This window comes from Hydrotalea sp. GW822-HT8A01 (genome assembly GCF_058798575.1).
Map to the genome: position 1 here is coordinate 1,263,615 of NZ_CM179506.1, position 21,573 is coordinate 1,285,187.

16 protein-coding genes and 1 pseudogene are annotated in these 21,573 nt (G+C 37.6%); 4 read left to right on the forward strand and 13 right to left on the reverse strand.

Annotated features, from left to right (window positions below):
• Positions 1 to 46 precede the first annotated feature (46 nt).
• The 7 genes from AC3QLY_RS05530 to AC3QLY_RS05560 form a co-directional block, all read right to left on the reverse strand.
• Positions 47 to 331: a hypothetical protein gene (locus tag AC3QLY_RS05530; RefSeq protein WP_218331709.1), complete on the reverse strand. Its 285-nt coding sequence runs from the start codon at positions 329 to 331 to the stop codon at positions 47 to 49.
• Between the two features lie 98 nt (positions 332 to 429).
• On the reverse strand, positions 430 to 1,038 hold the full coding sequence (gene bioD, locus AC3QLY_RS05535) for a dethiobiotin synthase (RefSeq protein ID WP_218331707.1): 609 nt from the start codon (positions 1,036 to 1,038) through the stop codon (positions 430 to 432).
• A 2-nt stretch (positions 1,039 to 1,040) separates the two neighbouring features.
• Positions 1,041 to 2,393: a dihydroorotase gene (locus AC3QLY_RS05540; protein ID WP_218331705.1), complete on the reverse strand. Its 1,353-nt coding sequence runs from the start codon at positions 2,391 to 2,393 to the stop codon at positions 1,041 to 1,043.
• Positions 2,394 to 2,396: 3 nt separating this feature from the next.
• A complete protein-coding gene (locus AC3QLY_RS05545) occupies positions 2,397 to 3,356 on the reverse strand; it encodes an L-threonylcarbamoyladenylate synthase (protein ID WP_218331703.1) in 960 nt (319 codons plus the stop codon).
• Positions 3,357 to 3,365: 9 nt separating this feature from the next.
• Entirely contained in the window at positions 3,366 to 4,202 is an 837-nt protein-coding gene (locus AC3QLY_RS05550) for a DUF6671 family protein (RefSeq protein WP_218331695.1), read from the reverse strand.
• Complete coding sequence (locus AC3QLY_RS05555; protein WP_288072580.1) at positions 4,195 to 4,446, reverse strand: hypothetical protein; 252 nt, start codon at positions 4,444 to 4,446, stop codon at positions 4,195 to 4,197. The genes AC3QLY_RS05550 and AC3QLY_RS05555 overlap by 8 nt, the downstream gene beginning before the upstream one ends.
• Positions 4,447 to 4,459: 13 nt before the next feature.
• Positions 4,460 to 5,896: an NADP-dependent isocitrate dehydrogenase gene (locus AC3QLY_RS05560; RefSeq protein WP_074420219.1), complete on the reverse strand. Its 1,437-nt coding sequence runs from the start codon at positions 5,894 to 5,896 to the stop codon at positions 4,460 to 4,462.
• Between the two features lie 150 nt (positions 5,897 to 6,046).
• Here AC3QLY_RS05560 and AC3QLY_RS05565 point away from each other — a divergent pair, with 150 nt between their 5' ends.
• Together AC3QLY_RS05565 and AC3QLY_RS05570 are read left to right on the forward strand one after the other, a co-directional pair.
• The gene (locus tag AC3QLY_RS05565; protein WP_288072582.1) at positions 6,047 to 6,370 is read left to right on the forward strand and encodes a LysR family transcriptional regulator; all 324 of its coding nucleotides are present in this window, start codon (positions 6,047 to 6,049) and stop codon (positions 6,368 to 6,370) included.
• A gap of 667 nt (positions 6,371 to 7,037) precedes the next feature.
• Positions 7,038 to 8,072 (forward strand): annotated as a pseudogene (locus AC3QLY_RS05570) (IS1634 family transposase).
• 57 nt (positions 8,073 to 8,129) lie between these two features.
• On the opposite strand, the gene mutL reads toward AC3QLY_RS05570, so the two are convergent.
• The gene (gene mutL / locus AC3QLY_RS05575) at positions 8,130 to 9,977 is read right to left on the reverse strand and encodes a DNA mismatch repair endonuclease MutL (RefSeq protein ID WP_492990890.1); all 1,848 of its coding nucleotides are present in this window, start codon (positions 9,975 to 9,977) and stop codon (positions 8,130 to 8,132) included.
• Positions 9,978 to 10,127: 150 nt separating this feature from the next.
• Between mutL and AC3QLY_RS05580 the strand changes: the two genes are divergently transcribed.
• Entirely contained in the window at positions 10,128 to 11,858 is a 1,731-nt protein-coding gene (locus AC3QLY_RS05580; protein ID WP_228733242.1) for a M3 family oligoendopeptidase, read from the forward strand.
• A 91-nt stretch (positions 11,859 to 11,949) separates the two neighbouring features.
• Here AC3QLY_RS05580 and AC3QLY_RS05585 read toward each other — a convergent pair whose 3' ends face one another.
• From AC3QLY_RS05585 to radA, 5 genes are all read right to left on the reverse strand, one after another.
• Positions 11,950 to 13,281, reverse strand: a complete 1,332-nt coding sequence (locus AC3QLY_RS05585; RefSeq protein WP_218331682.1) for a PSP1 domain-containing protein — start codon at positions 13,279 to 13,281, stop codon at positions 11,950 to 11,952.
• A gap of 308 nt (positions 13,282 to 13,589) precedes the next feature.
• The gene (locus AC3QLY_RS05590; protein WP_288072883.1) at positions 13,590 to 14,792 is read right to left on the reverse strand and encodes a DNA polymerase III subunit; all 1,203 of its coding nucleotides are present in this window, start codon (positions 14,790 to 14,792) and stop codon (positions 13,590 to 13,592) included.
• 69 nt (positions 14,793 to 14,861) lie between these two features.
• Positions 14,862 to 15,398: a glutathione peroxidase gene (locus AC3QLY_RS05595; protein WP_492990893.1), complete on the reverse strand. Its 537-nt coding sequence runs from the start codon at positions 15,396 to 15,398 to the stop codon at positions 14,862 to 14,864.
• Between the two features lie 96 nt (positions 15,399 to 15,494).
• Positions 15,495 to 16,196, reverse strand: coding sequence for a ComF family protein (locus AC3QLY_RS05600; protein ID WP_218331676.1), 702 nt, complete (start codon positions 16,194 to 16,196; stop codon positions 15,495 to 15,497).
• A gap of 80 nt (positions 16,197 to 16,276) precedes the next feature.
• Positions 16,277 to 17,647 carry a DNA repair protein RadA gene (gene radA, locus AC3QLY_RS05605; RefSeq protein WP_288072885.1) on the reverse strand — a complete coding sequence of 457 codons (1,371 nt, stop codon included), beginning with the start codon at positions 17,645 to 17,647 and terminating at the stop codon, positions 16,277 to 16,279.
• Between the two features lie 744 nt (positions 17,648 to 18,391).
• Here radA and AC3QLY_RS05610 point away from each other — a divergent pair.
• Complete coding sequence (locus AC3QLY_RS05610; RefSeq protein ID WP_288072887.1) at positions 18,392 to 21,562, forward strand: SusC/RagA family TonB-linked outer membrane protein; 3,171 nt, start codon at positions 18,392 to 18,394, stop codon at positions 21,560 to 21,562.
• The last annotated feature ends 11 nt before the right edge of the window (positions 21,563 to 21,573 follow it).

Genomic DNA, 21,573 nt, shown 5'->3' on the forward strand with positions numbered 1-21,573 from the left:
ACACATCAGCTTGTTTATTAGGCCTTGCTGCCATTAACTTTCGCGTCTACTCTGTTTTCTCAAATAAAAACTTTCTGCGGTCATTGTATTGTCTTCTGCCAATGATATTTTCAAATTCAACTGCATACTCCGATGTAAGTTTTGAAAACAAATAATGCTCACTATCAATACTTAAACATTCCGCAGTAAAACTTAATGCCATTACTTCTATATCCGAAAATCTTGGCACTACTCCACGCCTTTTAAAGTTCCCTTTTTCATTTACAGCTTCCCCTAAAATATCTTTTAGAACCTCAACTATTTTATCGAAATTTGTTTTGATGTTGTGCATGTTGAATAAGTAGGTTTAGTCACTTCCTTAGACAACTGCATGACATCTTTTAACGCTTCATCTAAAAATTTAATTCCGCCAACAGATTAATTTATTATTCATATTTTAATACAATTAGCATATTTCAAGATAGTTTGCTTGTTTATTGTTTTTTCTATTTTAACCCTAAACAACACAGGTAGTTGCGAGTATTGCTGAATGAAAATTTCTGTTTGTGGCGTATGTTCACCGTTAAATACAATACCAAGAACAGGGATATTTCTGCGTCTTAATTCCTGAATGGTTAGCAATGTATGATTGATGCTTCCTAAATAATTTCTTGAAACTAAAACAACGCTAACGCCCAAATGCGATATCAAATCGGCAATTAAACATTGGTTGTTAAGCGGCACCATCAAGCCTCCGGCACCTTCAATGATTATATGATTTTCTGTTTCCGGAAGATTAAAATCTTCCAAATTAATAGTTACTCTGTCAATTTCAGATGCTGCGTGTGGCGATAAAGGTTGTGAAAGTTTGTATATCTCAGGATGGTAAACTGTATCAGGATTATTTACTAAACTCTTAACTTTCATAGTGTCGGTATTTTGTAAATCACCCGACTGCACAGGTTTCCAATAATCTGCCTTTAATGCCTGCGTAAGAATAGCCGAAACAATTGTTTTACCAACATTAGTGTCGATACCTGTTACAAATATTCTTTTCATATTTATCTTATTTTTTCAAATTTTAATCTTTTGCCTTTTATATCACCTGTAATGTTTCCATTTTCATACACTAAGTTTCCGTTAACAAATGTGTGTGTGATTCTGCTCTTGAAAATTTGTCCTGATAAAGGCGACCATTTGCATTTATACAGAAGGTTTTGAGTAGTTACTTCCCATTGATTATTTATATCAAGTAAAACCAAATCGGCATAATATCCTTCTCTGATATAGCCCCTTTCTTTTATCCGGTAAATTTCGGCAACATGGTGACTTGTTTTTTCAACTAGCTTCTCTATACTTATTTTCCCTTGATGATAAAGTTCAAGCATAACCGGCAAAGCGTGCTGAACTAAAGGACATCCGGAGAGGGACTGAAAATAATTGCCGGCTTTCTCCTCTATTGTGTGTGGTGCATGGTCTGTGGCAATAATATCCAACTTGTTATCTAATAAAGATTGCAGCAGTCCATTTTTATCGGCTTCTGTTTTAATGGAAGGATTCCATTTTATTTTGGATCCCATTTTTTCATAATCCTTATCAGAAAACCAGAGATGATGAACGCATGCTTCTGCTGTAATTCGCTTATCCCGGATTGAGATTTTATTATTAAAAAGATTCGCTTCTGCTAAAGTTGAGATATGAAGAAGATGGAGACGATTGTTATGTTTACCTGCAATACACAATACTCTTTCAGTAGCTCTTAAACAAGCCTCCTCATTTCTTATCAGAGGGTGACAATTAAAAGGTATGTTGTCACCATATTTTTTCCAATATATTTCAGTATTCCTTTTAATGATATTGTCATCTTCACAATGCAAGGCAACTAAAGTATTTGTTCGTGAAAAAAGTTTTTCAAGGAAGTCCGGGTAATTAGCCAGAATCCCTTCATCATTATTAAAATAAAGTCCGTCATCTGTAATTCCGCAAACATTTTCCGTATCTGTTTTTAATGCTTCTTCTATATTATTTTTATTAATGCCCATAAAAAAAGAATAGTTGGCAAGCGATTTTTGCGAAGCGATGCTGTATTTTTCTTCCAGCAATTCCAGTGTAAGCGTATTCGGGATGGTATTGGGCATATCCATAAAAGAGGTAATGCCTCCTGCAACAGCGGCTTTAGATTCGGATGAAATATCTCCTTTGTGAGTAAGTCCCGGTTCCCTGAAATGAACCTGGTCATCAATTACACCTGGAATTAAATACAGCCCTTCGGCATTAATTTCCTGATAACCAGCTTTTAGTTTCATATCAATTTCAGATACAATTTTTTCAATTCTATCGTTTAAAATCAACACATCAGCTACAAATATTTTTCCTTCATTTACTACAGAAGCATTGCGTATAAGTGTATTCATGCCCTATCTTTTAGTTGCTCTTTCTAATCGGTCATTTATAGTTCTTCCAAGACCTGTATCAGGAAATCGTTCCGCAATAATAATATCTAAATTATTTTTATCCAGTCGATGTAAAGCAGCATATAAATTTGCTGCTGCTTCTTTTAAATCTCCCGATTTTGACAGCACTTCCTGATGAATAATTTTTTTATCCCGTATTTCCCGGTTAAATAATAGCAATCCGATTTTTTTGTCAGAGAATGTTTTGATTAGTTCTTGTACATCATTGGTGAGAATTGTAGTTGTAACCGGAGCATAATGTTTTGAAAGCATTCCGGGAGCTTCTGGTTCTGTTTCATTTTTAGTAACAATCTTTACTTTGCCAGCCACAGTTTCTATTTCTTCCACCGAAATGGAACCAAGCCGATACAAGATTACCTCATTATTATTAAAACCAATGATGGTTGATTCTATACCTTTTTTACAAATCCCTCCATCTAAAATAATTTGTAGTTCATCTTTAAAATATCCGGCAACATGTTTAGCACTTGTAGGGCTAATACACCCAAAAGGATTTGCGCTTGGAGCTGCCAGTGGAAAATTAACAGATTCTAAAAGCGATAATGCAACAGGGTGATTCGGAATTCTTACTGCTACTGTACTTTTTCCTGCAGTTACTATATCAGGAACAGAAGGATGTTTATTCAAAACTAATGTTAAAGGACCTGGCCAAAAAGTTTTGGCAAGCTTTAATGCACTTTCTGAAACATCAACAGCAACTTTGTCCAGGTAAGCCAATGATTTTATATGAACTATAAGCGGATTAATTAAAGGCCTTTTTTTTATTTCGTAAATTTTATTAATCGCTTTTTCGCTATAAATATTCCCTGCTAATCCATAAACTGTTTCAGTTGGAATTCCGATAACATCTTCATTATTTAAAAATTCGGATGCTACATCAATGTCAGTAATTATCAATGACATGTTGTTCTTTTAAGGATTACAATAATCACAATACGTAGGGTCTTCGGTAATGTTTTTATGCGGATACATTTCTTCTTTTAGGAATGAACATTTCTGACAGGTATAGATATAGCTGAGGGTTGAACGGGTAGGAGACCCACACAGATTGCATGGCAAGCCGGGTTTGGCTTCGGTTATTCCAAAGCCCGGGGTGCTGCATTGCGGGCAACAGGATTTGATTTTATCAATCAATTTTTGGAGGGCTTTCTCAATTACCAGCATACGGCTTGGGTTATACATTGCCCGCATGTCCGTTTCAACATAAGCAACTCTATACTTTTTTAAAAACTGATTGAAGGTTGTGCTTAGTTGTTCCCAATTAGTAATGCCTTTTATTATTTCTGTAAAATCTTCTTTTGCTTTTCTGACTATTAAACCGTGTGATGGAAACTTAGCCCGTTTAGCAAAATCTTTTAATTGCTTTTCCGTTTTAATTTCTTCACCATTAAAGTTGGTATCGGTGCTTAATTCTCTTGCAATAATTTCTAAATCGTTTTTCTTATCAATGAAAAGTATTATTTCATCATCCGCATAAACAAAGAACATTGCAGGATGCGGACCAAAAGAACCTTCACTGGCAATTGCCATATCGCAATCATATAATTGCATTGCCAGAAGGCATTTATTTCTTGCGGTGGTTACAGGGTCATCCTTTCTTTCAACCTCTCCGGTAAAAGTTCCTAAAATATCAGTGTCAAAATTTTCCGGAACAATGCATTCTACTCCCAACCCTTTTTGTAACAAAGGAGCAATTACCTTTTCTTTTTGGTGTTTAGTTGCAATTAATAGTTTTCTTCCTTTAAACATTTTTTGAAATTTCGATTTCGGCATTGATATTAATTGCCTTGTCTTTTTGTTCGATATATTTTCTTGCTTCATACAAATCTTTTTGCAATTGTTTGATTTTCTTTTCACGCATTTTTATATCTTCTTCACTGCTGTTTTTGCTGATTTTACTTTCGTGAAATTTTATTTTTATGTGAATCATTTGTGTGATAATGTCAATCGCATCTTTTGCGTTGAATTGACCTTGTATGAGTTCTATGTTCATTGTGTTTTGTTTTTTATTGTCCCTGACCCAATGAAAATGCCGGCTTACCATCAAAGGCATACAGGTTTTCAGTTTTAATGGTATCCAGGTTTTCAGTTACAGCATTTGCCAACAATTCAATAATGTCTTTTTTAGTCATGTAGTTACCTTCGGTTGGTTTAAACCGGCAGCGCCAATGGTCTGTGCAAAATGTTTCTTCAAAACCATCGGGCCAAACCTTTATACCTCTGTTTGTTATCATTGAGAGTTTTACTTTATCGGTTTCGAGTTGATGAAGGCTTTTTGCTAATTCATCAGGATTTGTTCCGCTCCAATCTACAAACACATCCACTCCTACTAATTCTTTTTTAGCAGCTTTTTTTCTTTTATATTTTGGTAAGTTTAATGCCGAGTTTTTCGCATACGAAACAGCTTTTAACATGGCAGGTTTATTTCCGAGATTGGCTATTACCGCTTGAGCAAATTCTTTTGTTCCAACTTTTTGCACGCTGAATCCTTCTTTAAAGATATCGTAGGTATGAGTTCCATCTTCAATTGTTTTAAGCCAGGCATTTTGAACCTTTTCTGCAATCTCCGTTTGTCCAATATGGTTGAGCATCATTACTGCTCCTTGCAATAAACCTGATGGGTTAGCTAAATTTTGTCCCGCTCTGCGTGGTGCTGAACCATGTATGGCTTCAAACATGGCACACTTTTCACCAATATTTGCCGAACCTGCCAAACCCACCGAACCTGCAATTTGAGCCGCAACATCAGACAAAATATCGCCATATAAATTAGGCATTACAATTACATCAAATACTTCGGGTGTATCAGCCATTTTTGCTGCACCTATATCTACAATCCAATGCTCATTTTCAATCTCAGGATATTCTTTTGCAATTTCATCAAACACTTTATGAAACAAGCCATCGGTTTGTTTCATGATATTATCTTTGGTAAAGCAGGTTACTTTTTTTCTGTCATACTGTTTAGCATATTCAAAAGCATAACGAACTATTTTTTCGCAGCCCGGACGGCTGATTAATTTCAAGCATTGTACCACTTCATCCGTTTGCTGATGCTCAATTCCGGCATAAAGGTCTTCTTCGTTTTCTCTCACTATCACAATGTCCATGATGGGATGTTTGGTTCTAACAAACGGATGCAAGCTCATACAAGGACGAACATTGGAATAAAGCCCCAAAAATTTTCTGGTTGTTACATTTAAACTCTTATATCCACCTCCTTGAGGTGTTGTAATAGGGGCTTTTAGAAACACCTTATTTCTGCGAATAATGTCCCATGATTCTTTGGCAATGCCTGAGGTATTGCCTGCCAGGTAAACTTTTTCACCCACTTCGATTTCTTCAATGTCAATTTTGGCTCCTGCTGCCAAAATAATTTCAAGAGTGGCGTCCATTATTTCAGGACCTATTCCATCTCCTTTTGCTACGGTTATTTTTGTCATATTGCTTTGGTTTATTTTTTGATGGGGTAAAATTGAGAAAAATAAAACATATATTTCTATTTATTTTTGCAATGATTAACATAAATAATTTTTATGAATTATACCTTAAACCAATTGCAGATTTTTTTAAAGATTACTTAAACTCAAAGCATTACCAAAGCAGCCGAAGAACTCCATTTAACACAACCGGCTGTGTCTATTCAACTCAAAAACTTTCAAGACCAATTTGAAATCCCTTTGACAGAAATTGTTGGAAGAAAAATATTTATTACCGATTTTGGAAAAGAAATTGCGATTACTGCTGAAAACATTTTGAATCAAGTGTATGCCATCAATTACAAAACTTTGGCACACAAAGGACAATTGGCTGGTTGTTTAAAAATTTCGGTTGTTTCAACAGATAAATATGTAATGCCTTGCTTTTTATCCGATTTTTTAAAACAGCATCAGGGAATTATCGAATGGCTTGGATGACAAATGTATAAACACCTCATCATAAAAACTCGGGAAGATAGTGTTTTTTCTATTGCTTTTTTATTGAGCAGAACAGTAACTCTCCTGTTTTCCGCACTTTTTGAAATGATACTCTGAAATCCTTGCTACTATTGAGTTGGGTTTTGAAAATGAGTGTCCTACTGCTATATTTGTAGATGTTTTTAAGAAAAAAGAAAAATAAGTCCGGCAGTATTTCTATACAAATAATTTCTAAGCAAAGAGGGAAGTATAAGGTTGTTAAAACAATTGGCAATAGCGATAATGAACAGCAAATTCAAAAATTGGTTTTTCTTGGAAAGCAGGAAATAGAACGATTAAATGGTCAGTCAAAATTATTTGTTTGAGAAAATGATACAGTCATTGAACAGGTATTTGAAACCATTGGAAGCGCAAGTGACAGAGCCGTTGGGCCAGAAATTATTTTCGGTAAAATATATGAAAGTATTGGCTTTAATAAGATAAAGGAAGATTTATTTAGGCATCTTGTAATTGCGTGGCTGGCTTTTCCTTTAAGTAAATTAAAAACTATTGAATATTTATATCGCTTTCAAAGTGTCATGCTTAATATAGACACCATTTACCGTTTTTTAAACAAGCTCAATAACAATTTAAAAGGACAGGTAGAACAGATAGCTTTTGCTTATACATTAAAAATTTTAGACCAAAAATAAGTATTGCTTTTTATGATATGACAACGCTTTATTTTGAAGCAATTGATGAAGACGATTTGCGAAAAGCCGGGTTTAGCAAAGATGGCAAGCATCAGAATCCGAAATTTTTTTTAGGCTTACTTGTAGGATTGGGCGGTTATGCAATCGGCTATGATATCTTCGAAGGTAATATTTATGAAGGCCATACACTCACCCCTTTTATTGAAAAAATCACCGGTAAATTTAATCTTGGCAAATCGATCATCGTTGCTGATTCCGGATTGTTATCCAAGGACAATATTCTTGCTCTTGAGGAAAAGAATTATGGATATATCATTGGAGCCAGATTAATTAAAAAGTGAGCCTGAAAAAATTAAAAAAAAATACTTGCGCACAAACTGATAGATGGTGGAATGATGGTAATAAAAAAATCATCTAACACACGCCTGATTGTAACTTATGCTAACAAAAGAGCTGCTAAAGATGAACATAACCGAAAAAGAGGATTACAGCGATTAGAGAAGCAAATAAAATCCGGTAAACTCACCAAATCAAGCATTAATAATAAGGGTTACAACAAGTATTTAAAATTGGACGGTGAAATCTCAATTGAAATTGATTATGAAAAGTTCAAACAAGACAGTGCCTGGGATGGATTAAAAGGCTATATCACTAACACAAAATTATCGGATAAGGAAGTCGTTGAAAACTATAAAAACTTATGGCATATTGAAAAAGCTTTTCGAATGTCGAAAACCGACTTAAGGATAAGGCCAGTATATCACAGACTGCGCCATCGTATTGAAGCTCACATTTGTATTACTTTTACTGCGTATTGTATTTACAAGGAATTAGAACGGGTTCTTTATAAAGAGAAATCTAGGTTATCTCTAAGAAAGGTAGTTGAATCAACTCATAATATGTATGAAATAACATATACCCTCCCCGAATCAAAACATACTAAATCAAAATTGCTAAAAATGAGTGATGAACAAGCTGAAGTGTATCAAATTATTGGCAAATTTTTTTAGGGTGTCCCAAAGATGAAAACAGATGTGGTAAAAGAGCTTACAACACTTTTCTTTCTATCAATTCTTCCCAAACATATGGTCTAAATAATCTTCTTTAAACTCTAAAAACGTAGGGCTGCCGTTAATGGTATAATTGGGCGTTTCACAATGCAATAAATCGTGAATTAATTGCTGCATTTCTTTCTGCCCCAGTGCTTTTCCGGCTTTAATGGCCTGTTGGCGACACATACACCGTACTAGTTTTTCGCGTTTACTAAATTTAATATCGCTGCTAAAATGCTTAAACTGTTCAATCAGTAATTCAATGGCTCTTTTTTCATTGCCTTGTAATACATCGGCAGGGGTTCCCTGAATTACAAAAGTGTGGTTACCAAATGCCTCTAATTGAAAGCCTATTTTCGATAATTCGGGTAGTAAATCGGTTAGCAAAGCGGCATCGGCAGCCGATAATTCAACGGTGGAGGGAAATAAATTTTTTTGTGCGGCTACCGGTTTTACGTGTAGTGCGGCCTGATATTTTTCATACAAAATACGTTCATGCGCCAATTGTTGGTGTATGAGTACAAAACCGCTGGTAGTAGGGGCAATAATATAAGTTTGGTGTACTTGCAATAAGGGTGCATTGGGCAGTAAGGTAAATATTGTTTTCTTTTCTGCAGCCGGTTGCCAAAGTGGTGCGTCAATACCCAATATTTCTGATGAATTTGCTGCAGCGGGTTTTTCAAAAAATGAACGCCAGTTTTTTAATTCGGAACTATCATTTTTCTCAATAAAATGTGCCTGATGTTTTTGTGTAAAGGTTTGGTAAAGTTGTGAGGCTTGTGTTTGTTCTTTCTGAGTAGATGTCATAGGTCTACTAACGGCATCCAATTGCTGTATATCGGCATTCAGTGTAAAGTCTAATGACGGCGCAATACTAAACTGTGCCAGTGCATGTTTTACGGCTGCCTGTACAAAAGCATAAATAATTTTTTCGTCTTCAAATTTTATTTCCTGTTTGGTGGGGTGTACATTAATATCTATCTGCGAGGGGTCAACATCTATATACAAAACATAGGTTGGGAAACTGTCTTTTGCTATTAAACTATCAAATGCAGTGGTAACGGCATGGTTCAGGTAGGCACTTTTAATAAAGCGGTCATTCACAAAAAAATATTGATCGCCTCTTGTTTTTTTTGCAATTTCAGGTTTCCCCACAAAGCCGTATACGTTCATGTAATCTGTTTCTTCTTTTACCGAAACCAATTTGGCATTGTATTGATTACCCAAAACCTGTACAATTCTTTGTTTCAGCGATCCGGCTTCTAAATGAAAAACTTCCTGACCATTATGGCTCAGGCTAAAAAATATCTGCGGAAATGCCATCACCACCCTAATAAATTCATCAATAATATGGCGCATTTCAGCAGCATTGCTTTTTAAAAAGTTTCTTCGGGCGGGCACATTAAAAAACAAATTCTTCATGCTGATGCTGGTGCCCGGTGCACAGGCGCAGGGTTCCTGCTGCAAAACTTTGCTGTTTTCAATCAGCAAATAAGTGCCAAAATCGTTTTCGGCCTGCCTGGTTTTTATTTCAACCTGTGCCACAGCAGCAATCGAGGCCAACGCTTCGCCCCGGAAACCCATGGTTTTTATGCGAAATAAGTCATCTATGGCTTTTATTTTGCTGGTGGCGTGCCGCTCAAAAGCCATGCGGGCATCGGTTTCACTCATGCCACTGCCATTGTCAATTACCTGTATTAAACTTTTACCGGCATCATTTACAATTAAATTAATTTTAGTGGCGCCAGCATCTACTGCATTTTCCAACAATTCTTTTACGGCACTGCCTGGCCGTTGTATTACTTCACCTGCTGCTATCTGGTTGGCTATATTATCGGGTAATAATTGTATAAAATCGCTCACTGCACTGCTTTATTTAGAAGATGTAAAAATAAAGTTTATTCGGCTGCCTTGCTGCATCATTCTTGTACCTTTGTACCCTTTTTACAGGTAAACAGGCTATACCATTGAATAAAGCCATGATTTTTAAATGAAAATTAAAACGAATAGCACATGCAGGAAACCATGATTGCCAATGCAAATATTGAGAAATTACCCCGCCAGTTTTTACCGGCAGATTTTACCGTAACCACCTGGGAGGCACTGGAACCTTATTTTTTGAATTTGAAAGAAAGGCCTATTCATAGTGTGGGTGAGTTAGAAAACTGGTTGCGGGACATGAGTGAACTGGAAGCAGTAGTAAGTGAAGATGCCTGCTGGCGGCAGATTAAAATGACCTGTGATACCACCAATCCGGCATTGGAAGAGGCGTATAATTTCTTTGTCATGGAAATTCAGCCCAAAATACAACCCTATGCTGATGCCTTGAATAAAAAATTAGTGGCATCGCCTTATTTGAAAGAGTTGGATCAGGATTTATATTTTACTTATATCCGTTCTGTTAAAAAAAATATTGAATTGTTTCGAGAAGCGAATATTCCTATTCAGGCCGAATTAGGCGTATTGCAACAACAATATGGGGTAATTGCCGGGAAAATGACGGTGGAAGTGGAAGGCCGGGAATATACCTTACAGCAGGCTGCACAGTTTTTAGAAAGTAGCAACAGAGCCCTGCGGGAATCGGTTTACCATAAAATTCAGGAAAGGCGTTTGCAGGATAAAGATGCGATGGATGCTTTGTATACCCAACTGATTCAAAAACGCCATCAGGTGGCATTGAATGCGGGTTTTGCCAATTACCGCGATTATAAATTTGTGGAACTTGGCCGGTTTGATTATGCCAAAGAAGATTGCTTTCAGTTTCATGAAGCTGTAAAACTGCACGTATTACCCATTGTTAATAAAATTTATGAAAAGAAAAGGGTGAAGTTAGGGTTAGATAGCCTGCGCCCCTGGGATACTGAAGCCGAACCGGCCGGAACAGAACCCCTGCGCCCCTTTAAAACCGGGAAGGAATTGTTGGAAAAATCAGTGGCTTGTTTCAGGCAAATGAACCCGTTTTTTGCGGATTGTTTATTGAAGATGGAGGAACTGCATCATTTTGATTTGGAAAGCCGGAAAGGCAAGGCACCCGGCGGGTATAATTGTCCGTTAGCCGAAAGCGGCGCTCCCTTTATTTTCATGAATGCAGCCGGACAAATGAGTGATGTTACCACCATGGTGCACGAAGGCGGCCATGCCATTCATTCTTTTTTAGCGCATCATTTACCGCTTTCTGCCTTTAAAGAATACCCGATGGAGATAGCTGAAGTGGCCAGTATGAGTATGGAACTATTTTCCATGAGCCATTGGGATGCTTTCTTTAACAATGCTGCCGATTTAAAAAGAGCCAAAGAACATCAGTTAGAGCGCACCATTACCATTTTTCCCTGGATTGCCATTATTGATAAATTTCAACATTGGGTATATGAACACCCCAACCATACAGTAGCCGAACGAACCGAAAACTGGATGCGGATTTTAAAAGAATTTTCTACCGATGCTATTGATTACACCGGGTTAGATGCTTATCGTGCCATTGGCTGGCAACGGCAATTGCATTTGTTTGAAGTGCCGTTTTATTATATTGAATATGGTATAGCCCAATTGGGTGCTATTGGTTTATGGATGCAATACATTCAAAACCCGCAACAGGCTTTACAAAATTATATGCGTGCTTTAAGCTTAGGCGGTACCAAAACCCTGCCTGAACTTTACGCTGCAGCAGGTTTACAATTTGATCTTTCCCCGGCACACATTAAAACTTTAATGGAATTTGTAGATGCACAAATGGAGGTATTGTAAACAAAACCTGTTGAGCTGATTACCCAAATAAAAAAGAGGCAATGCCAAAAACGCTGCCTCTTTTTTTATGATACTATTTTCATTGCCGTTATTACTCACCCAATGGCTGGTCTTTATTTTCACGCCCTTTGGGTGTATTTGGTTTACTAACGGGCCTGCTTTGCTGTTGTGGCTGGTTTCTATTATCGGGCCGGTTATTGTTGTTTCGGTTCCTGTTATCGTTTCTATTTTCGTTGCGATTGTTATTGTTTCGGTTCCTATTGTCGTTGTTGTTCAACGGGCGCTGCTCATTGTTGCGGCCATCGCGGCGTTGCTCGGGTTTATTACGCTTATTGTTTTTTTCTAAGCTCTTCAGGGTAATTTGCCCTACAACATCTACAAACTGTGGTTCAATTAATTTGGGTTTGCCGCTCACTACATCTACCGGTTCCAGATCATCCGGACGAATGTTTTGTGCGTTCATTCGTTTAATTTCTTTAACGCGTTCAATGGTTAACGGATAGTGCTTGCTGCCGCCATCCATCATGTACCACATCAAATTCCTAAAAATATCTTTTTTAATTAAAAAGGCATTGCCTTTGGTGGTTTGCAACGAATCGGCATTGTCGGGAAAATGTTGCAGGGCATCTAAATAGGTATCTAACTCATAATTCAAACAACATTTTAAACGGCCGCACTGTCCGCTTAATTTGGTTTGGTTAATTGATAAATTTTGGTAACGTGCTGCGGTAGTGTTTACGCTTTTAAAATCCTGTAACCAGGTGCTGCAACACAGTTCGCGGCCACAACTGCCTATGCCGCCAACTTTGGCTGCCTCTTGCCGAATGCCAATCTGCCGCATTTCTACTTTCAGTTTAAACTCTGCGGCAAATAGTTTTATTAATTCTCTAAAGTCAACCCTGTCTTCAGCGGTATAAAAAAAGGTAGCTTTTTTACCATCTGCCTGAATTTCCACTTCACTCAACTTCATTTGTAAATTGAGCTGGCGGGCCAATTCCCGGCTACGAGCCTGAACACCGGGTTCACGGTCCTTGCTGATGAAAAAGCTTTCCAAATCGCGATCAGTACTGCGGCGTAATATTTTTTTCATTTCAGGGTTAAATTCGTCAACCCCTTTTTTCTTCATTTGTAAGCGAACCAATTCGCCACTCAGGCCCACTTCACCCACATCAAAACCTGAAACACCCTCTACGGTAACATAATCGCCTTTTTCAAAATAATGCAGGGTGGTATTTCTAAAAAATTCTTTTCTGCTGCCTTGTTTAAAACTAACCTCTACTACTTTGCAATCGCTTTCAGGGTCGGTAAGGGGCAAATTGCGCAGCCAGTCGTGTACATTTAACCGGTTACAACCGCCGGTACTGCATCCTCCATTGCTTTTGCAACCGCCCGGTTTTTTGGTGCCGCATGATCCACATCCCATTGTATCTAAAGTTTAATGGTTCAATTAAATTGTAAATGCCAATGTAGAAAGTAGCGATAGTAGGGTATGTTGCGGGCAGTAGTACCTTGTTCGGCGCCTGTTGTGTCACTCCCTTCAACGTTCAGAACAGTAGTGAGCTATGGCGTTCCATAACACAGTGTATGCTTTTGAAAAATATATGGATACATCAATTGCATCAGGTACAAATTCCGTTTTCGCTCCGTACATCTTGTAACAGATGTTGGGGGCACAACCCTTCATTCCATTTTCTACAAATTCAAAAATAGGGAATTTATTGCCATTACCGTTTAAACATGAAAGGTTACTTTGTTTTGTATAATGTATTGTAGTTTAATAGTGAGTGCCATAAATAACATTTTAGCATTGGCATTGCGTTCAATGTAATAAATAGCATTGTCTAACTCTTCTACAATAGCCTGTTGCTGGGTTACGGAAGCAATTTTATTGAGGCGTTGGGCAAAATCGCTTTCCGTGGGCAGGCAGGTAGCTGCTTCAATGCCCAGTAACCGAATATGCAGGCTTTGTTCCAGTAAATGAATGAAATAGCGCAAAAACTGTTTTTGTTTTTCCCTGCCTGTTTTAGTCATTTCATCAATAAACTTAAGTTGGGCGGCGGGACCCGCTTTTAAGGTAGCATTCAGCCATTCGCGCAATAAACTTTGCCAGTCAGATTCCGCATGTTGAATCATTTGCAATGCTTCCCTGTAATTACCTCCACAAACACCGGCAATTAGCGCTGCTTTATCGGCAGGTAAATATGCCCGTTCAATTAAAGCAGCTTCAATATCCTGCTTTTCTATGAGTGGCACTCTAATAAGCTGGCACCGGCTTACTAATGTGGGTAAAATGCCTTCTTCCTGTTCAGCCACTAATATAAACAAGGTGTTAGCAGGAGGTTCTTCAATTAATTTCAGAAGTTTGTTACCTTCTTTCCCCAAATATTCAGGCATCCATAAAACCAATACTTTGTAAGCGCTTTCAAAGCTTTTTAGATTCAGTTTCCGCATAATATCATTGCACTCTTCTGCTGTAATATTACCCTGTTTATTCTCCGCCCCAATAAATTGAAGCCAGTCGTACACATTACCGTAAGGGTATTGCCGTATAAATTCTTTCCATTCCTTAAAATAGTCGGTACTAATAGGTTTATCGCCACTTTTTTTCGGGATAACGGGATAAGAAAAGTGTAAATCAGGATGCATGAATTGGGTAGCCCTGGAAAAATTAGGCATATTACTGATGGCTTCCGGGCTAATAAAATCGGTTTTTTCAATGGAAGATTCCTGTTCGCCAAAAAGTGCAGCGGCAGGGGCAGAGGCATGTTTACCCGGTTGGCAAACCATCCATTGGGCAAAAGCAACGGCAAGCGGTAAAGCACCACTGCCTTCTTTCCCTATCAGTAATAAGGCATGGCCCAAACGGTTTTGTTGCACCATTGCTACCAATTGCTTTTTCAATGCGGTTTGTCCAATAATATCCTTCAGTTCCATGATAGGTACAAAATAAAAGGAAGATGCGGTATAAACATCTTCCTTTTCAAAAAATCTTTATGCACCTATTTAATTCAGGTACTTCAAAATTTCGGGACTATCGGGTGTAACGGTGCTGGGGAAATAAGCCAATAATTTACCGTGTTCATCAATTAAAAACTTATTGAAGTTCCAGGTAATGGTGGCATCTAAAACACCGTTTTCAGATTTGTTGCACAACCATTTATATACCGGCGAAATATTAGGTCCCTTTACATCAACTTTTTCAGCTAAAGGGAAGGTAACGCCGTAATTTTTTTTGCAGAATTGTACAATTTCAGTACTGCTGCCGGGCTCCTGGCCACCAAACTGGTTACAGGGGAAACCTACAATAACTAATTTGTCTTTGTATTTTTCGTACAATTTTTCTAACGCTTCATATTGAGGGGTAAAGCCGCATTTTGAGGCCGTATTTACCACTAATATTTTTTTGCCTTCATATTTGGCAAACTCAATGGTACCCATATTAATAGAAGGTACTTTAAATTGATAAATAGTGTTGCTTCTTTTCATGGTGGTAAATGAGGTTAGTGCAACAATGGTTACAATAGTTAAAAAATACTTCATGTGCTTTATTTTTTGTGTGATGATGATAGGAATTTTACAGGTTTGAAGTTAGTAACAAATGATGGGGAATAAAGTTTAATTTTTGAATAAAGGGCATTAAATTGTATAAGCCACTGTTGCAATGCGAACAGAGGCAACCGGAACCGATAATAGTATAGTGGTGCAGGCTTCCAAAGTGGCACCGGTGGTAATTACATCATCTACCAATAAAATGTGTTTGTGTTGTAAAATATTGGGTAACAATACCGTAAAGGCATCTTCCATATTTTGCCAGCGTTCTGATCGGTTTTTTTGGGTTTGTGTTTGGGTATGCTTAACTCTTGTAAGTGCATTGGTTACCAAAGGTTTATGTACAATACGGCTGATGCCCTGCCCAATGCATGCAGCCTGATTATAGCCTCTCAACTTTTCTTTTTTGGGATGTAGCGGTAATGGAACAATGATATCTATTGGCTGAAAACGGTTGCTTGTAGCAAGTTGGCTGCCAACTTGTTCGCCCAGCCAGATGCCCATTTTTTTGTGCCCTTTATATTTTAATTGAAACAGCAAATGCTGTAACAGCGAATATTTGGTAAAGTAAAAGGCAGCACCGCCTGCTGCAATGGGTACCCTACCATAAAAAGAGCGCTCAACGGGGTTATCGGCAACTGCAAAAAATCCGGTAGCAGGCAACTGCAGTAAACATTGCGGGCAAAGCAGGGATGCAGTTGGCAATACATCGGTACCGCATCCTTCGCAGTTTTGCGGAAAAAAAAGATTTGAAAAGCTGTGCCAGTAATTTTTTAATAATTGCATCATGCTTTAAAAATAAAAATAAAACACATACAAATTGCATTGAATTTATTTTTTACGGATAGTGGTGAAGTGGGTACTGCATTTTAAAATAAACGTTGGTATAGTTCCTGCACTTCGCCCAATGCAACAATTTCAATGCGATGTTTGGCCGGTTGAACACCTTTTTTATTATAACGAGATACAAATATTTTTTCAAATCCTAATTTTTCTGCTTCAGCAATGCGTTGTTCAATTCTGTTAACGGCTCTTATTTCGCCATTTAAACCAACCTCACCGGCAAAGCAAATATGCGGGGGCAATGCCACATCTTCATAAGAAGAAAGCAAAGCTGCTATAATAGCCAAATCAATAGAGGGGTCTTCTACTTTCAAGCCGCCGGCAATATTAATAAACACATCTTTGGTGCCAAATAAAAAGCCACCTCGTTTTTCCAACACTGCTAAAAGTAATTGTAATCTTCTTAAATCAAATCCGCTTACCGTTCTTTGTGGCGTACCATATACACTTTGTGTAACCAGTGCCTGCACTTCAATCAATAAAGGCCGAATACCTTCAACCGTTGCAGCAATGGCACTGCCGCTTAATTCATTATCGCGTTGTGTTAAAAGAATTTCAGATGGGTTGGTTACTTCTTTCATGCCTTCGCCTGTCATTTCATATATGCCCAATTCGGCGGTACTGCCAAACCTGTTTTTAAGGGTACGTAAAATGCGGTAAGTATAATGGCGGTCGCCTTCAAATTGCAACACGCTGTCCACCATGTGTTCTAAAATTTTAGGTCCGGCAATGGTGCCATCTTTGGTAATATGACCAATTAAAAAAACAGGAGTGTTGGTTTCTTTGGCAAAGCGTTGAAATTCTGCTGCACATTCGCGTATTTGCGAAATACTGCCGGCGCCGGAATCAATTAAATTCGATTGTAATGTTTGAATGGAGTCCACAATCACCAATTGCGGCTGCAATTTTTTTATTTCGTTGAAAATAGATTGAGTAGTGGTTTCTGTAAGTAAATAAAAAGAAGAGTGCTTTGCCTGAATTCTGTCTGCACGCATTTTAATTTGTTGTTCACTTTCTTCGCCACTGATGTAAAGAACAGTAAGCGATTGTAAAGCCAAACCAATTTGCAAAAACAAAGTGCTTTTACCAATACCCGGTTCGCCGGCTACCAGTACAATACTGCCGGCAACGATACCACCACCCAGTACACGATTGAGCTCAGCATCGGTAGTAGTAATTCTTTGTGTTTCGTTATGCGTAACTGCATCTAACGCTATGGCCTTGTTGTTTTTTTGTTGTGTGCCATAGCTGTTCCAGTTTTGTTCTTTGTTATTGCCTTTGTCTATTACTTCTTCAATAAATGTGTTCCAGTTATTGCATGCCGGGCATTTGCCGAGCCATTTAGCACTTTCATAGCCACAGTTGCCGCAAAAAAAAGCAGTTTTAATTTTACTCATAACATCAAAGTTACAGGGCTGTAACAGAAAATGGTACTTCTGAAAATTGGAATGGTGGTTATCGGTAAATGATGTGCAAATATTTTTTCAGTGCACTGCATGAATAATGTGATGCAGTGGCATTTGTATTTTTCATAGATATCTATTTGTAATCATCAAGAAACACATTTTGAAAGAGGAATGAGATAGAATAGAAGTTTGGAAAATAGTGCGAAAGAAATGAAGCATGCAGATATAAAATTTTTCAATGCATTGGTCTCTATGTTCGCAATGCATTTGCAATGGCTGAATGGTGGTTGGAGCATGATTGTTATTGTATCTGATCTGATCAGGGGGTATTATTAACGCAAAAGGGCCAGCTGATAAGCCGACCCCTTTACTTACTAACCCATTAAATTCCACCACTAAATTACAATAATGAGGCAGATGGCAAAATATTTTTTGATGAAATGGGGTAAAAAAATACCCACAATGCCGCGAGTTGTTCTTTTTCGGCAGGAATGGCATGACGGGAGATATTAATATGACAATATGACTTTTTTAAGGTAATGATTAAAAAATACTAAATGTTAACGAAATGTTATCTATAAAGGCTTGAAATACATTGCAAATACATGCAAAAAAAATATTTAATCAACTTTAATAAAAAAAGTTAAATTATTTTTTGTTTTCTAAACAGCTAAATCTTAATTTGAGTGGTCATATAACGTGATAAACGGATTAATTCACCAAAACTACCGCAACATGAGAAAAAAACTATTGATGGTTTTTTCTGCCCTCTTGCTACTTTTTGCAGGTGTACATGCCCAAACAGTAACAATTTCGGGTAAAGTAACAGACGATAAAGGCAAGCCGATAGATGGTGCCTCTATTGTAGACAAAAAAACAAAGCAAGGTACCTCTACCGATGCTGATGGAAAATTTAAACTAAACCTTAAAGAAGGTTCAGTTATTCAAATTTCAAGTGTGGGTTTTGCCAAACGCGAAATGACCGTTCGGGCCAATGAAAATTTAAACATTACATTGGTTCCTGAGAATGAAGATTTAAGCGAAGTGGTAGTAACTGCCTTAGGTATTAAAAGAGAAAAGAAAGCGCTGGGTTATGCGGTTTCTACTGTGGGCAGTAAAGATTTAGAAGCAAGGCCCGAGGGGGATATCGCCAGGGTGTTAAACGGAAAGGCACCTGGTGTAAGTATAGTCAGTACCAGTGGCTTAAGTGGTAGTGGAACAAACATTAATATACGTGGTATTAGTACTATTACCGGCAACTCACAGCCTTTATGGGTAGTTGATGGAGTACCATTTGATGGAGGCACCAATAATCAATCTACCAATTTCACCTATGGTAACCAAACCTCCAGCAGGTTTTTAGATTTAGATCCCAATAACATTGCCAGCATTAGCATATTGAAAGGGTTAAGTGCTACTACGTTATATGGTTCTGCCGGTAGAAATGGTGTAATATTAGTAACTACAAAAAATGGTTCAACCAGCACAGTTCATAAAAAACAGGAAGTTACAGTTTCGCAATCTTTTTTTCAAACCAAAGCTGTATTACCAGATTATAATACGCAATATGGCGGTGGTTTTGATTTAAGTTTAGGTATTGCATTCTTTAGTAATTGGGGGGCTAAATTTACCAATCCACCTGCTGTTGTAAAGCATCCTTATGACAGAGCAGCCCTTGCAAATGTATTTCCTCAATTTGCAGGTGCACCTTATTTATACAAATTTTATAATAGTGTGCACAATTTCTTTCAAACAGGAAATACAAGTACCACCTCAATTAATGTTTCAGGCACTTCCGGTAAATTAAACTATAATATGAACTATGGTTATACTGGTGATGCCGGATATATTCCAATGAATAGTATGTTTAAAAATACGTTTGGTGTGGGGGGTAGTGCAAAATTGACGAATAATTTAACCATTAGTGGTACTTTGAATTATGTGTCTGATGATGTGAAATCACCGCCCACCAGTAATAGTTATGGTAACAACCCTGCCAATACATCTATTTTCGGTAACGTAATGTATACCCCTACGGCTGTAGATTTAATGGGATTACCTTACGAAAATCCTTTTGACCACTCTTCTGTATATTATAGGGGAAGTAATGATATTCAAAACCCCAGATGGACTTTATACAATTCATTTACAGATGACAAAGTGAGCCGTGTATTTGGCCAAATGCGTATTGGGTTGGATTTGGCGAAGGGTATTAATTTATCTTATCATGTTGGTATAGATAATTATACCGAATCTCAAATGTATGCGCAAAACAAAGGGGGTATTTTTACCCCAACCGGTATACTACGCACCTCTACTGCTTTGAATACAATTATGGATCATACTGTATTGTTGAATTTTAACAGAAACCTTAACAGCAACTTCAACTTAAACTTAGATGCGGGTTTCAATGCCAGAAAGTATAATTTTTCACAGACCGGGATGACGAGCACACAGCAACTGGTTTATGGATTAATGAACCACGGCAACTTTATTACTCATGATATCAATAGTGAAGCAGGTGCTCCTTTAAACTATAATACAGAAAAACTATTGATGGGTGCTTTTGCACAAGGGCAGTTAGGATATAAAGATTATGCATTTTTAAACTTTGGAGGCAGGAACGACTGGGCCTCTACTGTTGAAAAAAGCAATCGTAGTTTATTTTATCCAAATGTGGGTGTATCTTTTATCCCTACCAGCGTAATCAATTGGCTGCAAGGCAATAAGCAAATTAATTATTTAAAGTTTAGGTTAGGTTATTCAACCAGTGCTAATTTCCCTGATCCGTATAGCACCAGACCTTCTTTAAATATTGGTACACGTTCATTTATTACAGGGGGTGGAACTGCAATTAATGTGAATTCATTACAAACGCAATTGCCCAATCCGGATTTAAAACCTGAGTTATTAAAAGAAGCAGAGGCCGGTATTGAGGGCAGATTTATTGATAACCGACTAACATTAGACCTCTCATTTTATAGAAGAGTAGCTAATAATCAAATCTTAAATAGATTTTTAGACCCTTCAACCGGTTATACGTTCCAACAAATTAATGCAGGTACTGTAACCAATAAGGGAATAGAAATGGCTTTGGGTTATGATGTTATTAGAGGTAAAAAATGGAAATGGCACTTAGATGGTTTGTGGTCATTGAACAGAAGCAATGTGAGTGATTTGCCCAGCTATATCACCAGAATCAATACTTCCGGTTATTCAAACCAGGGAACATTTGCCATAAACGGGCAACCTTTAGGGGTTATTATGGGATCATACATACAAAGGGATCCCAAAACAAAACAGCGTTTAGTTGGTGTTGATGGAAACTATGTTGCTGCAAATGATATTGGTATTATAGGCGATCCGAACCCTAAATACAAATTAACCGGTATCAGTGAATTAAGTTATAAAGCGTTTTCATTTAGAATGCAATGGGATTATACTGCAGGAGGTGATTTATACTCTGGTACTTCAGGTGCCTTGTTAGGACGCGGTGTAACAAAAGATACACAGTTTGATAGAGCAGCCCCATATATTCTACCGGGTGTTTTAGCAAATGGTCAGCCAAATAATATACAGATATCAGCTACACAGGCATTTTTTAGTAATAGCATTACCGGTGGCGCTCCTGATGAAACTGCTATTTATGATGCAACCTGTATCAGGTTAAGAGAAGCTTCTCTATCCTACCAACTTCCTGCAAAATTGTTAACGAACTTACCTTTTGGTAGCATTTCAGTTTCACTTTCCGGAAGTAATCTTTGGTATTATGCACCTAATTTCCCTAAGTATATTCATTTTGATCCGGATGTGAATGGTTTGGGAGTAGGTAATGGAAGAGGAATGGAATTTTTAACTGGTCCTTCCGCACGTCGTTACGGAGCCAGTATTAGGGTAACATTCTAATTTTTAAATTA

Bases quoted from the DNA above. Each gene is read 5' to 3' on its own strand.
- AC3QLY_RS05545 (WP_218331703.1), bottom strand. From the start codon at position 3,356: ATGTCATTGATAATTACTGACATTGATGTAGCATCCGAATTTTTAAAT.
- AC3QLY_RS05600 (WP_218331676.1), bottom strand. From the start codon at position 16,196: ATGATGCAATTATTAAAAAATTACTGGCACAGCTTTTCAAATCTTTTT.
- AC3QLY_RS05530 (WP_218331709.1), bottom strand. From the start codon at position 331: ATGCACAACATCAAAACAAATTTCGATAAAATAGTTGAGGTTCTAAAA.
- bioD (WP_218331707.1), bottom strand. From the start codon at position 1,038: ATGAAAAGAATATTTGTAACAGGTATCGACACTAATGTTGGTAAAACA.
- radA (WP_288072885.1), bottom strand. From the start codon at position 17,647: ATGAGTAAAATTAAAACTGCTTTTTTTTGCGGCAACTGTGGCTATGAA.
- AC3QLY_RS05610 (WP_288072887.1), top strand. From the start codon at position 18,392: ATGAGAAAAAAACTATTGATGGTTTTTTCTGCCCTCTTGCTACTTTTT.
- AC3QLY_RS05550 (WP_218331695.1), bottom strand. From the start codon at position 4,202: ATGTTTAAAGGAAGAAAACTATTAATTGCAACTAAACACCAAAAAGAA.
- AC3QLY_RS05590 (WP_288072883.1), bottom strand. From the start codon at position 14,792: ATGGAACTGAAGGATATTATTGGACAAACCGCATTGAAAAAGCAATTG.
- AC3QLY_RS05560 (WP_074420219.1), bottom strand. From the start codon at position 5,896: ATGACAAAAATAACCGTAGCAAAAGGAGATGGAATAGGTCCTGAAATA.
- AC3QLY_RS05585 (WP_218331682.1), bottom strand. From the start codon at position 13,281: ATGGGATGTGGATCATGCGGCACCAAAAAACCGGGCGGTTGCAAAAGC.
- AC3QLY_RS05595 (WP_492990893.1), bottom strand. From the start codon at position 15,398: ATGAAGTATTTTTTAACTATTGTAACCATTGTTGCACTAACCTCATTT.
- AC3QLY_RS05580 (WP_228733242.1), top strand. From the start codon at position 10,128: ATGCAGGAAACCATGATTGCCAATGCAAATATTGAGAAATTACCCCGC.
- AC3QLY_RS05540 (WP_218331705.1), bottom strand. From the start codon at position 2,393: ATGAATACACTTATACGCAATGCTTCTGTAGTAAATGAAGGAAAAATA.
- AC3QLY_RS05555 (WP_288072580.1), bottom strand. From the start codon at position 4,446: ATGAACATAGAACTCATACAAGGTCAATTCAACGCAAAAGATGCGATT.